The following is a 14,435-nucleotide window of genomic DNA, read 5'->3' as shown; positions in this document are numbered from 1 at the left end:
TGTTTTTTTATACCTAATAGGGAAAGATGACTGAAGATGAAAAAAATAAAAATGGGCAATTAAATATTGAGCTTGATGAGAATGTTGCGCAAGGTCAATATTCTAATTTGGCTATAATTAATCATTCGGTTTCAGAATTTGTGGTTGATTTTATCAACATCATGCCGGGAACTCCGAAGAGTAAAGTGAAGTCACGCATTATTCTAACTCCACAACACGCTAAGCGACTTGCCAAGGCGTTACAGGAAAATGTAAAGCGTTTTGAAAAGGCGCACGGCGAAATCAAAGATTATGAAAAGCAACCCATACCATTGAATTTTGGTCCGACAGGACAGGCTTAATTAAAAGTTGATTAATGATCAAAATAGAAAAACCTGAGATTATTCTCAGGTTTTTCTATTTTATAGAGTAAAGCTTTCTAGATGTTAGATGTGTATAAGCTTGCTTTATATTATCATTATTTTAGAACTCGTACGAGCCTATTTAAACAGTCTTTGTAGTTTAGTTAATAATTATTGTATCGTTGAATTTATATGGGTTTAAAAGTCCTTATTTGAACTCAGACACAAAATGCAACTTTACGTTTGGATATTTTTGCTGAGTCATTTGTAATGTGAATGGGGAATCAGCTAAAAATACTAACTGTCCTCTTTTATCTTTAGCCATAAAGCGTTGCTTTACTCGCAAGAATTCTTTGAACTCCTCACTTTTTGGATCCTTAGGTTCTACCCAGCAGGCCTTATGTACGCTTAAAGGTTCGTAGGTGCATTTAGCGCCATATTCGTGCTCCAATCGATATTGAATAACTTCGTACTGAAGTGCGCCCACCGTACCAATTACCTTTCTTCCATTAAGCTCGAGTGTAAATAGCTGGGCAACGCCTTCGTCCATTAATTGGTCGATTCCCTTTTCTAACTGCTTAGATTTCATAGGGTCTGCGTTATTGATATATCTAAAATGTTCTGGTGAGAACGCAGGAATTCCTTTGTAATGAATCTCTTCCCCTTGCGTTAAGGTGTCTCCGATTTTAAAGTTTCCGGTGTCGTGAAGTCCAACAATATCACCGGGATAGGAAATATCAACGATTTCTTTCCGCTCTGCGAAAAATGCATTGGGACTTGAAAACTTTAATTTTTTGCCATTTCGCACGTGTAAATAGGGCGTGTTTCGCTCAAATACTCCAGATACGATTTTCACAAAGGCTAATCTGTCGCGGTGTTTAGGATCCATATTGGCGTGGATTTTAAACACAAAACCTGTGAAGTCCTTTTCTTCAGGTTTTACAATACGCTCTTCACTTTCTTTTGGTCGAGGAGGTGGTGCTATAGAAATAAAGCAATCAAGTAGTTCGCGTACGCCAAAATTATTTAAAGCAGAACCAAAAAATACAGGTTGTTGTTCGGCTTTTGAATAATCTTGTTGATCAAAATCAGGATAAACACCGGTTACTAATTCTAATTCTTCACGTAATGTTTCGGCAGACTCGCTGCCAATCAGTTTATCGAGTTCTGTTGAACTTATATCTTCAATCTCAATGGTTTCTTCAATGTTTTTTCGGCTGTCACCACTAAATAGATTGACGTTCTTTTCCCAAATATTGTAAATTCCTTTAAAGTCATATCCCATACCAATAGGAAAGCTTAGAGGAGTTACGTTAAGATCTAATTTTTGCTCAATTTCATCTAAAAGTTCAAATGCATCTTTTCCTTCACGATCAAGTTTATTTACGAAGACAATCATTGGTATTTTACGCATTCTACAAACCTGAACTAATTTTTCAGTTTGTTCCTCAACCCCTTTTGCAACATCGATAACTACGATCACACTATCAACAGCGGTTAAGGTTCTGAAAGTATCTTCGGCAAAATCCTTGTGACCGGGAGTATCAAGAATATTTATTTTAGTACCGTTATATTCAAAAGCCAGCACAGAAGTCGCTACCGAAATCCCACGCTGACGTTCAATTTCCATAAAGTCGCTGGTAGCTCCTTTTTTTATTTTGTTCGATTTTACTGCGCCAGCTTCTTGAATCGCTCCACCAAAAAGTAATAATTTTTCAGTAAGTGTGGTTTTACCGGCGTCAGGGTGAGAAATGATACCAAACGTACGTCTACGGGCAATCTCTTTTTTAATACTCATAACTCCAAATTTAAGTCGGCAAATATAAGCTTTGCCTACTTAATTAAAGATTTATTCTTGTTGATCTAAGTATTGTTGTATGATGGTTTTGAAGACTGTGAGCTTATGATTTTAGTTGTGATTTGTAGGATTAAACTTGTATAATTTAGGGTTAGGCGGTGTTTGTAACGGTTTTTTATCGATGATATTGTGTTTATATCTAAAATAGATGTGTTAAGCTCTAAGCAGGTAAAACGATTAATATCTTTGTTATCCCAACTTAAATACGTTCTTAAATTCGTTTCAATATATATTTATTGAGTCAGAGTGTATTAAGTTGAATCTTCCCCTAAGGTAAAAGGATTTTGCTGTAATCATTTTGAGTAAAATTTCAATAGAAATATATGTTGTTTTGAAACATTTAATTCTAGCAATACGTATACTCGACGATTTATATCAATAATCATGATAAACAATACCTTACTCAACTTTTTATTCTCTTACCCTAGATTAATCATCACAATTACAATGCTCACATTGTTTACCAATGGGGTGATTGCACAATCATCTGTTTCTTTGACCTACAGTCGGGATTTAGATCATTCTTTGTCAGAAACAATTCAATATTACACTATAGATGTAAGCAATATTAATAGTAGCAAAACGACTTATGAGTTGACAGCTGCGTTGGTTGATTGTAATGATGGAAGTTTAGCGGATAAAGAAGTTCAATTTGAGCTTAATTCGGAAGCTGGTGCTGTAATTAATTCAATCACCGTTGATGCAGCATCCAAAGCTACATTTACTTTAAAAACGACTAAAATTGATCTTGATACAACTTCTTGGAGTTGTATTGAAATCCAACTTATACCGAAGGGAGGATCTCGCTCTCAAGGAGGTTCTGTTGTGATAAAACAATTGAATCCAGGTAATTCCAACTCCAAATAGATAATACATGAAAATAAAAATTACTCAATCTATTTTTTGGTCTTTATTTCTAAGTTTTTCTTTAACCGCCACAGCGCAGTTAAAGAATTCTTTTGATGTACGTTATTCTGAAACCTTGCGTGGGAATTTTACAGCTATTGCTAACAATATGATGTCTGTAAATGCCACAACTGCATATAATGGGGCCGAGGGTAACCATAACCTTACCGATAATGTTTATGTTGATATTGATGGCGATAATTCGACTTTCAATTCTAGTAGTGCCGATCTAGGCTCTGTTGGCAATGGTAGTTGTGTTCAGATCGTCAAAGCCTATTTGTATTGGACAGCAGGAGATAAGGAGATAATCTATGATAACGGTAAGACTGCTGATAATAGACCAGATTGGGATTACGACGATATAAAACTGAAATTACCAGGTCAATCTTCTTATACTACCTATACTGCAGATGAAGTTTTGTATAGGGGTAGGAATGAGCATTTTCAGAACGATCCTTATGCATGTGTTAAGGATATTACTTCTCAAGTTAAGTCCTTGGGAACAAATTATACCGGGACTTATACTGTAGCCAATGTTGAAGCTAAGACAGGGACTATTATTGGTCATGGTGCTGGAGATAGAATTGGAGCATCTGCCGGTTGGCAGATCGTTTTTGTTTATGAGAATAGTGATTTGCCTAGTAGGAATATTACATTATTTGATGGTTTTGCTAATGTAACTCGTAATTCAGGTCAAAATAACTATGATATTGTTGTTAATGGTTTTCAAACTGTGCCCAATGGAGCTGTAAATGCTGATGTCGTTTTTGGTGCATTAGAAGGAGATCGTGATCTTACCGGGGATAAATTGCAAATACGCAATACCTCGAATAGTTTTGCAAACATCTCAACAGCAAAAAGGCCAGAGGACAATTTCTTTAATAGTAGGATCACGCGTTATGGTCAAGATGTGACTAACCGTAATCCGGCAAGTACAAATACTCTTGGTTTTGATTCTGGTGTTTTTACCCTAAATAACCCAAACAATTCTCTTTTAGCCAATAATCAAACACAAGCCGTGTTTAGGTTAACTTCTAATCAAGAAACGTATAGCATGTACATGCTAGGTTTTGCTGTAGAAGTTTATGAGCCAGAACTTGAGCCTATGTTATTGACTACAGCATTGGGTAATAATCCTAAGGTGTATGTTAATCAGGAATTTGAAGTAAGTTTTGATGTGAAGAATTATGGTAATGATGATATGCGTGATTTGCGTATTAATTATACATTACCGGGTAGTGTGGAATATGGAGGGACTTCTAATCTACCTTCTGGGGTAACCGCTGCATACAATGCGTCTTCAAGAATTCTGACATTCAGTGTGGCTGATAATTTAGTTGAAGATACTGATGATAAGTTTACATTGTCATTTAGATTAAATGTTTCGGAGAATTGCTCCGTCGCAGGCTCAACTTTTGCTATTCAAACAAATGCTACCTACAAGGGGGTGTTAAATTCTACGCAGAAAACGAGTTTGTCTTCGACAGAAACAACTGGTTCTTGTCAAATAGGTAATAATGAAGCGGTTATTGTGAGTATAGCTGCAGATTCTTGCGCAGATTATTGTACAGGTATAGATACAGATGGGGATGGTGTTCCTGATAATTGTGATGATGATGATGATAATGATGGGATTCTAGATGCATTTGAAGGAAATGCTTCCACGGCAGTTTTAGCAAACCCGACTCAGAGTACAGTAAATGACTTAAATACTAGAGGAACCGGAGTTTTTCCATTAAAACCTAATGGTTCTGCAAGTTTGCCTAGTGGAGGTGTTACTCTTGAAGTGATTGATGGTTTCAGCCCTAGAACTAATTCAAGTCAAGAACAGCAATGGAGGATTTATCAACCGCCACCAGTAGCAAATAGTACAATAAATATCAATGGTGGAGAGGTGCCATTTGAAACTAAATATTTAGATCTGCGTGGTGTTCCGCGTAATGCGTACGAGCGAACTATTAAAATTGATTATGGTACCTCTGCCGAAGCATTATCTTCTGAAACAGAAAAGTACACTTTTATAATTGGTATAGCGGGGCTTGGTGGAGCTGAGTATCAAGAGGTAGGCGGTGAAATGGGGTATGATATTTCAAGTGTGCCTTTGCGTGTGATAGGTAATGTTGATGTATATAGTACAGGGCTTTATTCTCAGTTTAATGGAGCTTCGCCTCCGGTGACAAATGATATTGGGAATACAGTTTCAACTTATCCCCCCAGATCTCAAAAATCAAATGGATATACATTTTTCTATGTAACTCGAGAAGTTTCTAATTTTGAAATTGAATTTAAAGGAAACGACCCTCATGGATTTATCTTCGGAGTTCTAACCGAAACCTATAGAGATACTGATAATGATAAGATTGTAGACTCTAAAGATACAGATTCTGACAATGATGGTTGCCCTGATGCTATTGAAGGAGCAGGTACTTTTGATAAATCTGATTTAACAGCTAATTTAAATTTAGCCAACACACCAGGTGGTGTGGATGAAAATGGTGTGCCTACTCTTGCGGGCTCTCCTCAAGATAATACACAAGCAGTAATTGATAGTTCTATAACCGCCTGTTTTGTGCCCACGGCAGTTGATGATTCACGACAAGTAAGTGTCAATACCTCTCTAAATATAGATGTATTAACTAACGATGATTTTGGTGGAGATGGGCCGTCTTCATCACAACCATTAGTAATAACTCAGCAACCGGTTAATGGTTCAGTTGTTATTAACGACAACGGTACTCCTGCTGATTTGTCTGATGATACAATAGTCTACACACCAAATCAAGATTATATTGGTACTGATACATTTAGATATAAAATTGTTGATCTTGATGGTGACGAGAGTGAGGCGACTGTTGATGTTACAGTTTCTGATGTTATTGTGGTACCTCCGGGAGAGCGTGGCTGTGACTGTGCGCCCTTATACAGTGAGACTAACTTTAGAGATGCTCAGCTAATTTCGGGTACGGCTGGTCAAGTTGGTGCTGTTTACAGGTTTTCAAATGTCTTTTCTGATAGTCCTGACCCTATAGATGCGTTGGTGAGAATTGAAGCTTTAAGAAATGGAGCTTCTCTTGCAAGTATAGATGTGAATTCGCAAGGTGTTGCAAATAATTTTCAACCACAATTGAGAAGCTCGAATAATGGAGATCAGAATATAGAGTTCAATATTACTTTTGTGGAGTCTGGAGGTTCTTATGGTAATGAAGTAGTAATTTCATTTTTTGCTACTCCATTCGATATCGACGGAGATAGTGTTAGAACACGTGAATATGCAGAGCTTACATTATCTGATGCATATTATCAATCAGCTAATACTTTAATTAACATTGATAGAAGACCGAATTCTGTAAGAGGTACAGCTAATAATCCTAGTACTGCTCCGGGAGGGGATATTTCGACCGATCCTAGGTACACTTTTAGTACCTATTATGAAGGTAGATCTTCTTTGAATTACACTATAGGTAAAGAAAACGGAAATATTGATCGTTACTACTCTTTAGCTTTCAGTAACGCAAACTATACAGATCCACAATCAACAATTGTGACAGCGCCTGTAATTTGTGGAAATGTTTCTGATGAAGATGGTGATCCTTTAGTAGGTGTAACTATTCAAATAGATGGCACCGATGGAAGCTCAACAACCTTAACTACGGATGCAAATGGTAATTATAGATATGCAACCGCTATACCGTCTGCTTTAGTTGATGTGCAATATACTATTGTTGAAACGGATCTTGAGAATTATGTAAGTATCGATGATGCTGAAGGAGATCCTACTGATAATACTATAATACGCGTTATAAATCTTATCTCATCTTGTCAGAACAATTTTGTTGATGATGGAAGGCCAGTGGCAAATGATGATACAGCCATTGCAAGTCCTATTCGTCCAGTGCAGCCTGTAGATATAGATGTGCTTGAAAATGATATTTTTGGTCCTGATGGACCATCAATTGGAACCATTACTATTTTAACGCAACCTGCTGTTGGAGAGGCGGTACTCAATGATGGCGGTACTCCAAACAACCCTACAGATGATTATATAACGTATAGTCCTCCATTACTAAATTTACAGCCGGTTGAGTTTAAATATCAAATTTGTGATGCTGATGGTGATTGTGATGATGCTGTCGTTCGAGTCAATATATTGGATGACGCGCCAATAGCTGAAGATGATGAATTTACAGTTTCAGAAGATTCTCAAAATAATACATTAGACGTTCTGCTTAATGATTATTTTGGAAATGACGGTGCTGGTTCTATAGCTTTAGTCTCCGGTGTTTCTAATGGAACCTTGACTTTAAATGATAATGGTACTACTGGTGATATCACTGACGATTATTTTGTGTATACTCCTGATTCTGATTTCTTTGGAAATGATTCGTTCCAGTATCAAATCTGTGATGCTGATAGTCCAATTGCAGATCGTGAATGTGATGTTGCTACGGTTAGTATTTTGGTGAAAGCTGATCCGACACTTTCTGTAGAACCTGTTACAGTCACAGAAGGAGATCCGCTAACTTTTACCTTTAGTATAAATGAGATTTCTGCTGAAGATGTTGTTATACAGGTTAATACGTCAGATGATACCGCCGTTGAAGGCTTAGATTATACTGCTGCTGTAAATGAATTGATTATAATTCCTGCCGGCCAATTATCTGTTAACTATGTAGTAAATTCTCTTGAGGATAATACTTACGAGGGTACTGAATCCTTTAATATCTCTGGAGCTGTTCAAACTAATAATACTAGAAATCTTGTTGCAGAAACTATAGGTACCATCTTGGATGATCCGGACGACCTTCCGGAGGTAAGCATCAGTGATGTTACCGTTGCTGAGGGCAGTGAAGCTGTGTTTGTTGTAAGTATAGACAATCCAAGTACAGAAGATGTTGTAGTAGATGTAGTTACAGTACCTGGCAGTGCTTTAGCGGGCGATGACTATACCCCTGTAACGACCACGGTAACCATACCGGCGGGACAGACCAGTGTAGAAGTAGCTGTAAGTACGCTTAACGATGATTTATATGAAGGTGAAGAGCAGTTCACTTTAGAAGGGACGGTAACTAGTGGCAACACTTCAAATACCGATCCTGTAGGAACCGCTACTATTACCGACAATCCGGACGACCTTCCAGAGGTAAGCATCAGTGATGTTACCGTTGCTGAGGGCAGTGAAGCCGTGTTTGTTGTAAGTATAGACAATCCAAGTACAGAAGATGTTGTAGTAGATGTAGTTACAGTACCTGGCAGTGCTTTAGCGGGCGATGACTATACTCCTGTAACGACCACGGTAACCATACCGGCTGGACAGACCAGTGTAGAAGTAGCTGTAAGTACACTTAACGATGATTTATATGAAGGCGAAGAGCAGTTCACTTTAGAAGGGACGGTAACTAGTGGCAACACTTCAAACACCGATCCTGTAGGAACCGCTACTATTACCGACAATCCGGACGACCTTCCAGAGGTAAGCATCAGTGATGTTACCGTTGCCGAGGGCAGTGAAGCCGTGTTTGTTGTAAGTATAGACAATCCAAGTACAGAAGATGTTGTAGTAGATGTAGTTACAGTACCTGGCAGTGCTTTAGCGGGCGATGACTATACTCCTGTAACGACCACGGTAACCATACCGGCTGGACAGACCAGTGTAGAAGTAGCTGTAAGTACACTTAACGATGATTTATATGAAGGCGAAGAGCAGTTCACTTTAGAAGGGACGGTAACTAGTGGCAACACTTCAAACACCGATCCTGTAGGAACCGCTACTATTACCGACAATCCGGACGACCTTCCAGAGGTAAGCATCAGTGATGTTACCGTTGCTGAGGGCAGTGAAGCTGTGTTTGTTGTAAGTATAGACAATCCAAGTACAGAAGATGTTGTAGTAGATGTAGTTACAGTACCTGGCAGTGCTTTAGCGGGCGATGACTATACCCTGTAACGACCACGGTAACCATACCGGCGGGACAGACCAGTGTAGAAGTAGCTGTAAGTACGCTTAACGATGATTTATATGAAGGCGAAGAGCAGTTCACTTTAGAAGGGACGGTAACTAGTGGCAACACTTCAAACACCGATCCTGTAGGAACCGCTACTATTACCGACAATCCGGACGACCTTCCGGAGGTAAGCATCAGTGATGTTACCGTTGCTGAGGGCAGTGAAGCTGTGTTTGTTGTAAGTATAGACAATCCAAGTACAGAAGATGTTGTAGTAGATGTAGTTACAGTACCTGGCAGTGCTTTAGCGGGCGATGACTATACCCTGTAACGACCACGGTAACCATACCGGCTGGACAGACCAGTGTAGAAGTAGCTGTAAGTACGCTTAACGATGATTTATATGAAGGCGAAGAGCAGTTCACTTTAGAAGGGACGGTAACTAGTGGCAACACTTCAAACACCGACCCTGTAGGAACCGCTACTATTACCGACAATCCGGACGACCTTCCAGAGGTAAGCATCAGTGATGTTACCGTTGCTGAGGGCAGTGAAGCTGTGTTTGTTGTAAGTATAGACAATCCAAGTACAGAAGATGTTGTAGTAGATGTAGTTACAGTACCGGCAGTGCTTTAGCGGGCGATGACTATACCCTGTAACGACCACGGTAACCATACCGGCTGGACAGACCAGTGTAGAAGTAGCTGTAAGTACGCTTAACGATGATTTATATGAAGGTGAAGAGCAGTTCACTTTAGAAGGGACGGTAACTAGTGGCAACACTTCAAACACCGATCCTGTAGGAACCGCTACTATTACCGACAATCCGGACGACCTTCCGGAGGTAAGCATCAGTGATGTTACCGTTGCCGAGGGCAGTGAAGCTGTGTTTGTTGTAAGTATAGACAATCCAAGTACAGAAGATGTTGTAGTAGATGTAGTTACAGTACCTGGCAGTGCTTTAGCGGGCGATGACTATACCCTGTAACGACCACGGTAACCATACCGGCTGGACAGACCAGTGTAGAAGTAGCTGTAAGTACGCTTAACGATGATTTATATGAAGGCGAAGAGCAGTTCACTTTAGAAGGGACGGTAACTAGTGGCAACACTTCAAATACCGATCCTGTAGGAACCGCTACTATTACCGACAATCCGGACGACCTTCCGGAGGTAAGCATCAGTGATGTTACCGTTGCGAGGGCAGTGAAGCCGTGTTTGTTGTAAGTATAGACAATCCAAGTACAGAAGATGTTGTAGTAGATGTAGTTACAGTACCTGGCAGTGCTTTAGCGGGCGATGACTATACTCCTGTAACGACCACGGTAACCATACCGGCTGGACAGACCAGTGTAGAAGTAGCTGTAAGTACGCTTAACGATGATTTATATGAAGGCGAAGAGCAGTTCACTTTAGAAGGGACGGTAACTAGTGGCAACACTTCAAACACCGATCCTGTAGGAACCGCTACTATTACCGACAATCCGGACGACCTTCCGGAGGTAAGCATCAGTGATGTTACCGTTGCTGAGGGTAGTGAAGCCGTGTTTGTTGTAAGTATAGACAATCCAAGTACAGAAGATGTTGTAGTAGATGTAGTTACAGTACCTGGCAGTGCTTTAGCGGGCGATGACTATACTCCTGTAACGACCACGGTAACCATACCGGCGGGACAGACCAGTGTAGAAGTAGCTGTAAGTACGCTTAACGATGATTTATATGAAGGCGAAGAGCAGTTCACTTTAGAAGGGACGGTAACTAGTGGCAACACTTCAAACACCGATCCTGTAGGAACCGCTACTATTACCGACAATCCGGACGACCTTCCGGAGGTAAGCATCAGTGATGTTACCGTTGCGAGGGCAGTGAAGCCGTGTTTGTTGTAAGTATAGACAATCCAAGTACAGAAGATGTTGTAGTAGATGTAGTTACAGTACCTGGCAGTGCTTTAGCGGGCGATGACTATACTCCTGTAACGACCACGGTAACCATACCGGCGGGACAGACCAGTGTAGAAGTAGCTGTAAGTACGCTTAACGATGATTTATATGAAGGCGAAGAGCAGTTCACTTTAGAAGGGACGGTAACTAGTGGCAACACTTCAAACACCGATCCTGTAGGAACCGCTACTATTACCGACAATCCGGACGACCTTCCGGAGGTAAGCATCAGTGATGTTACCGTTGCTGAGGGTAGTGAAGCCGTGTTTGTTGTAAGTATAGACAATCCAAGTACAGAAGATGTTGTAGTAGATGTAGTTACAGTACCTGGCAGTGCTTTAGCGGGCGATGACTATACTCCTGTAACGACCACGGTAACCATACCGGCGGGACAGACCAGTGTAGAAGTAGCTGTAAGTACGCTTAACGATGATTTATATGAAGGCGAAGAGCAGTTCACTTTAGAAGGGACGGTAACTAGTGGCAACACTTCAAACACCGATCCTGTAGGAACCGCTACTATTACCGACAATCCGGACGACCTTCCGGAGGTAAGCATCAGTGATGTTACCGTTGCGAGGGCAGTGAAGCCGTGTTTGTTGTAAGTATAGACAATCCAAGTACAGAAGATGTTGTAGTAGATGTAGTTACAGTACCTGGCAGTGCTTTAGCGGGCGATGACTATACCCTGTAACGACCACGGTAACCATACCGGCGGGACAGACCAGTGTAGAAGTAGCTGTAAGTACGCTTAACGATGATTTATATGAAGGCGAAGAGCAGTTCACTTTAGAAGGGACGGTAACTAGTGGCAACACTTCAAACACCGATCCTGTAGGAACCGCTACTATTACCGACAATCCGGACGACCTTCCGGAGGTAAGCATCAGTGATGTTACCGTTGCTGAGGGTAGTGAAGCCGTGTTTGTTGTAAGTATAGACAATCCAAGTACAGAAGATGTTGTAGTAGATGTAGTTACAGTACCTGGCAGTGCTTTAGCGGGCGATGACTATACCCTGTAACGACCACGGTAACCATACCGGCGGGACAGACCAGTGTAGAAGTAGCTGTAAGTACGCTTAACGATGATTTATATGAAGGCGAAGAGCAGTTCACTTTAGAAGGGACGGTAACTAGTGGCAACACTTCAAACACCGATCCTGTAGGAACCGCTACTATTACCGACAATCCGGACGACCTTCCGGAGGTAAGCATCAGTGATGTTACCGTTGCTGAGGGCAGTGAAGCTGTGTTTGTTGTAAGTATAGACAATCCAAGTACAGAAGATGTTGTAGTAGATGTAGTTACAGTACCTGGCAGTGCTTTAGCGGGCGATGACTATACTCCTGTAACGACCACGGTAACCATACCGGCGGACAGACCAGTGTAGAAGTAGCTGTAAGTACGCTTAACGATGATTTATATGAAGGCGAAGAGCAGTTCACTTTAGAAGGGACGGTAACTAGTGGCAACACTTCAAACACCGATCCTGTAGGAACCGCTACTATTACCGACAATCCGGACGACCTTCCGGAGGTAAGCATCAGTGATGTTACCGTTGCTGAGGGCAGTGAAGCCGTGTTTGTTGTAAGTATAGACAATCCAAGTACAGAAGATGTTGTAGTAGATGTAGTTACAGTACCTGGCAGTGCTTTAGCGGGCGATGACTATACCCTGTAACGACCACGGTAACCATACCGGCTGGACAGACCAGTGTAGAAGTAGCTGTAAGTACGCTTAACGATGATTTATATGAAGGCGAAGAGCAGTTCACTTTAGAAGGGACGGTAACTAGTGGCAACACTTCAAACACCGATCCTGTAGGAACCGCTACTATTACCGACAATCCGGACGACCTTCCGGAGGTAAGCATCAGTGATGTTACCGTTGCTGAGGGCAGTGAAGCTGTGTTTGTTGTAAGTATAGACAATCCAAGTACAGAAGATGTTGTAGTAGATGTAGTTACAGTACCTGGCAGTGCTTTAGCGGGCGATGACTATACTCCTGTAACGACCACGGTAACCATACCGGCGGGACAGACCAGTGTAGAAGTAGCTGTAAGTACGCTTAACGATGATTTATATGAAGGCGAAGAGCAGTTCACTTTAGAAGGGACGGTAACTAGTGGCAACACTTCAAACACCGATCCTGTAGGAACCGCTACTATTACCGACAATCCGGACGACCTTCCGGAGGTAAGCATCAGTGATGTTACCGTTGCCGAGGGCAGTGAAGCCGTGTTTGTTGTAAGTATAGACAATCCAAGTACAGAAGATGTTGTAGTAGATGTAGTTACAGTACCGGCAGTGCTTTAGCGGGCGATGACTATACCCTGTAACGACCACGGTAACCATACCGGCTGGACAGACCAGTGTAGAAGTAGCTGTAAGTACGCTTAACGATGATTTATATGAAGGCGAAGAGCAGTTCACTTTAGAAGGGACGGTAACTAGTGGCAACACTTCAAACACCGATCCTGTAGGAACCGCTACTATTACCGACAATCCGGACGACCTTCCGGAGGTAAGCATCAGTGATGTTACCGTTGCTGAGGGTAGTGAAGCCGTGTTTGTTGTAAGTATAGACAATCCAAGTACAGAAGATGTTGTAGTAGATGTAGTTACAGTACCTGGCAGTGCTTTAGCGGGCGATGACTATACCCTGTAACGACCACGGTAACCATACCGGCGGGACAGACCAGTGTAGAAGTAGCTGTAAGTACGCTTAACGATGATTTATATGAAGGCGAAGAGCAGTTCACTTTAGAAGGGACGGTAACTAGTGGCAACACTTCAAACACCGATCCTGTAGGAACCGCTACTATTACGACAATCCGGACGACCTTCCGGAGGTAAGCATCAGTGATGTTACCGTTGCTGAGGGCAGTGAAGCTGTGTTTGTTGTAAGTATAGACAATCCAAGTACAGAAGATGTTGTAGTAGATGTAGTTACAGTACCTGGCAGTGCTTTAGCGGGCGATGACTATACTCCTGTAACGACCACGGTAACCATACCGGCGGGACAGACCAGTGTAGAAGTAGCTGTAAGTACGCTTAACGATGATTTATATGAAGGCGAAGAGCAGTTCACTTTAGAAGGGACGGTAACTAGTGGCAACACTTCAAATACCGATCCTGTAGGAACCGCTACTATTACCGACAATCCGGACGACCTTCCGGAGGTAAGCATCAGTGATGTTACCGTTGCGAGGGCAGTGAAGCCGTGTTTGTTGTAAGTATAGACAATCCAAGTACAGAAGATGTTGTAGTAGATGTAGTTACAGTACCGGCAGTGCTTTAGCGGGCGATGACTATACCCTGTAACGACCACGGTAACCATACCGGCTGGACAGACCAGTGTAGAAGTAGCTGTAAGTACGCTTAACGATGATTTATATGAAGGCGAAGAGCAGTTCACTTTAGAAGGGACGGTAACTAGTGGCAACAC

At 41.4% G+C, this 14,435-nt stretch carries 8 protein-coding genes and 7 pseudogenes; 14 read left to right on the top strand and 1 reads right to left on the bottom strand.

Annotation, left to right across the window (positions count from 1 at the left end; translation table 11 throughout):
* Positions 1 to 26 precede the first annotated feature (26 nt).
* A complete protein-coding gene (locus HCN54_RS10990) occupies positions 27 to 341 on the top strand; it encodes a DUF3467 domain-containing protein (protein ID WP_072983811.1) in 315 nt (104 codons plus the stop codon).
* 208 nt (positions 342 to 549) lie between these two features.
* Here the strand turns inward: HCN54_RS10990 and HCN54_RS10985 are convergent, their stop codons facing one another.
* Positions 550 to 2,139, bottom strand: a complete 1,590-nt coding sequence (locus HCN54_RS10985) for a peptide chain release factor 3 (RefSeq protein WP_167597835.1) — start codon at positions 2,137 to 2,139, stop codon at positions 550 to 552.
* A gap of 444 nt (positions 2,140 to 2,583) precedes the next feature.
* On the opposite strand from HCN54_RS10985, the gene HCN54_RS10980 reads away from it, so the two are divergent.
* From HCN54_RS10980 to HCN54_RS10910, 13 genes and pseudogenes are all read left to right on the top strand, one after another.
* The gene (locus tag HCN54_RS10980) at positions 2,584 to 3,066 is read left to right on the top strand and encodes a hypothetical protein (protein WP_167597834.1); all 483 of its coding nucleotides are present in this window, start codon (positions 2,584 to 2,586) and stop codon (positions 3,064 to 3,066) included.
* Between the two features lie 7 nt (positions 3,067 to 3,073).
* On the top strand, positions 3,074 to 9,049 hold the full coding sequence (locus HCN54_RS10975; protein ID WP_167597833.1) for a Calx-beta domain-containing protein: 5,976 nt from the start codon (positions 3,074 to 3,076) through the stop codon (positions 9,047 to 9,049).
* Positions 9,050 to 9,063: 14 nt separating this feature from the next.
* A pseudogene (locus tag HCN54_RS17670) lies at positions 9,064 to 9,150 on the top strand (hypothetical protein); the annotation flags it as partial.
* 564 nt (positions 9,151 to 9,714) lie between these two features.
* A pseudogene (locus HCN54_RS17665) lies at positions 9,715 to 9,855 on the top strand (hypothetical protein); the annotation flags it as partial.
* A gap of 403 nt (positions 9,856 to 10,258) precedes the next feature.
* Positions 10,259 to 10,513, top strand: a pseudogene (locus HCN54_RS17660) (Calx-beta domain-containing protein); the annotation flags it as partial.
* A gap of 6 nt (positions 10,514 to 10,519) precedes the next feature.
* Positions 10,520 to 10,933, top strand: a complete 414-nt coding sequence (locus HCN54_RS17655; protein WP_410503590.1) for a Calx-beta domain-containing protein — start codon at positions 10,520 to 10,522, stop codon at positions 10,931 to 10,933.
* Positions 10,921 to 11,592 carry a Calx-beta domain-containing protein gene (locus HCN54_RS10950; RefSeq protein WP_167597832.1) on the top strand — a complete coding sequence of 224 codons (672 nt, stop codon included), beginning with the start codon at positions 10,921 to 10,923 and terminating at the stop codon, positions 11,590 to 11,592. The genes HCN54_RS17655 and HCN54_RS10950 overlap by 13 nt, the downstream gene beginning before the upstream one ends.
* A 97-nt stretch (positions 11,593 to 11,689) precedes the next feature.
* Positions 11,690 to 12,010: pseudogene (locus HCN54_RS17650) on the top strand (Calx-beta domain-containing protein); the annotation flags it as partial.
* A gap of 8 nt (positions 12,011 to 12,018) precedes the next feature.
* Positions 12,019 to 12,668 (top strand): annotated as a pseudogene (locus HCN54_RS17645) (Calx-beta domain-containing protein); the annotation flags it as partial.
* Positions 12,669 to 12,676: 8 nt separating this feature from the next.
* Positions 12,677 to 12,817, top strand: a pseudogene (locus HCN54_RS17640) (hypothetical protein); the annotation flags it as partial.
* A 6-nt stretch (positions 12,818 to 12,823) separates the two neighbouring features.
* Positions 12,824 to 13,303 carry a Calx-beta domain-containing protein gene (locus HCN54_RS10920; RefSeq protein WP_410503589.1) on the top strand — a complete coding sequence of 160 codons (480 nt, stop codon included), beginning with the start codon at positions 12,824 to 12,826 and terminating at the stop codon, positions 13,301 to 13,303.
* A 31-nt stretch (positions 13,304 to 13,334) separates the two neighbouring features.
* Positions 13,335 to 13,655 (top strand): annotated as a pseudogene (locus tag HCN54_RS17635) (Calx-beta domain-containing protein); the annotation flags it as partial.
* A gap of 190 nt (positions 13,656 to 13,845) precedes the next feature.
* Positions 13,846 to 14,223 carry a Calx-beta domain-containing protein gene (locus tag HCN54_RS10910; RefSeq protein WP_410503588.1) on the top strand — a complete coding sequence of 126 codons (378 nt, stop codon included), beginning with the start codon at positions 13,846 to 13,848 and terminating at the stop codon, positions 14,221 to 14,223.
* The last annotated feature ends 212 nt before the right edge of the window (positions 14,224 to 14,435 follow it).

This window comes from Leeuwenhoekiella sp. ZYFB001, from assembly GCF_011784865.1.
GTDB lineage: Bacteria > Bacteroidota > Bacteroidia > Flavobacteriales > Flavobacteriaceae > Leeuwenhoekiella > Leeuwenhoekiella palythoae.
This window is presented reverse-complemented; position numbering and strand designations above follow the sequence as displayed.

Excerpts from the sequence above, each read along its gene's own strand:
- HCN54_RS10990 (WP_072983811.1), top strand. The coding sequence starts at position 27 with ATGACTGAAGATGAAAAAAATAAAAATGGGCAATTAAATATTGAGCTT.
- HCN54_RS10985 (WP_167597835.1), bottom strand. The coding sequence starts at position 2,139 with ATGAGTATTAAAAAAGAGATTGCCCGTAGACGTACGTTTGGTATCATT.
- HCN54_RS10980 (WP_167597834.1), top strand. The coding sequence starts at position 2,584 with ATGATAAACAATACCTTACTCAACTTTTTATTCTCTTACCCTAGATTA.
- HCN54_RS10975 (WP_167597833.1), top strand. The coding sequence starts at position 3,074 with ATGAAAATAAAAATTACTCAATCTATTTTTTGGTCTTTATTTCTAAGT.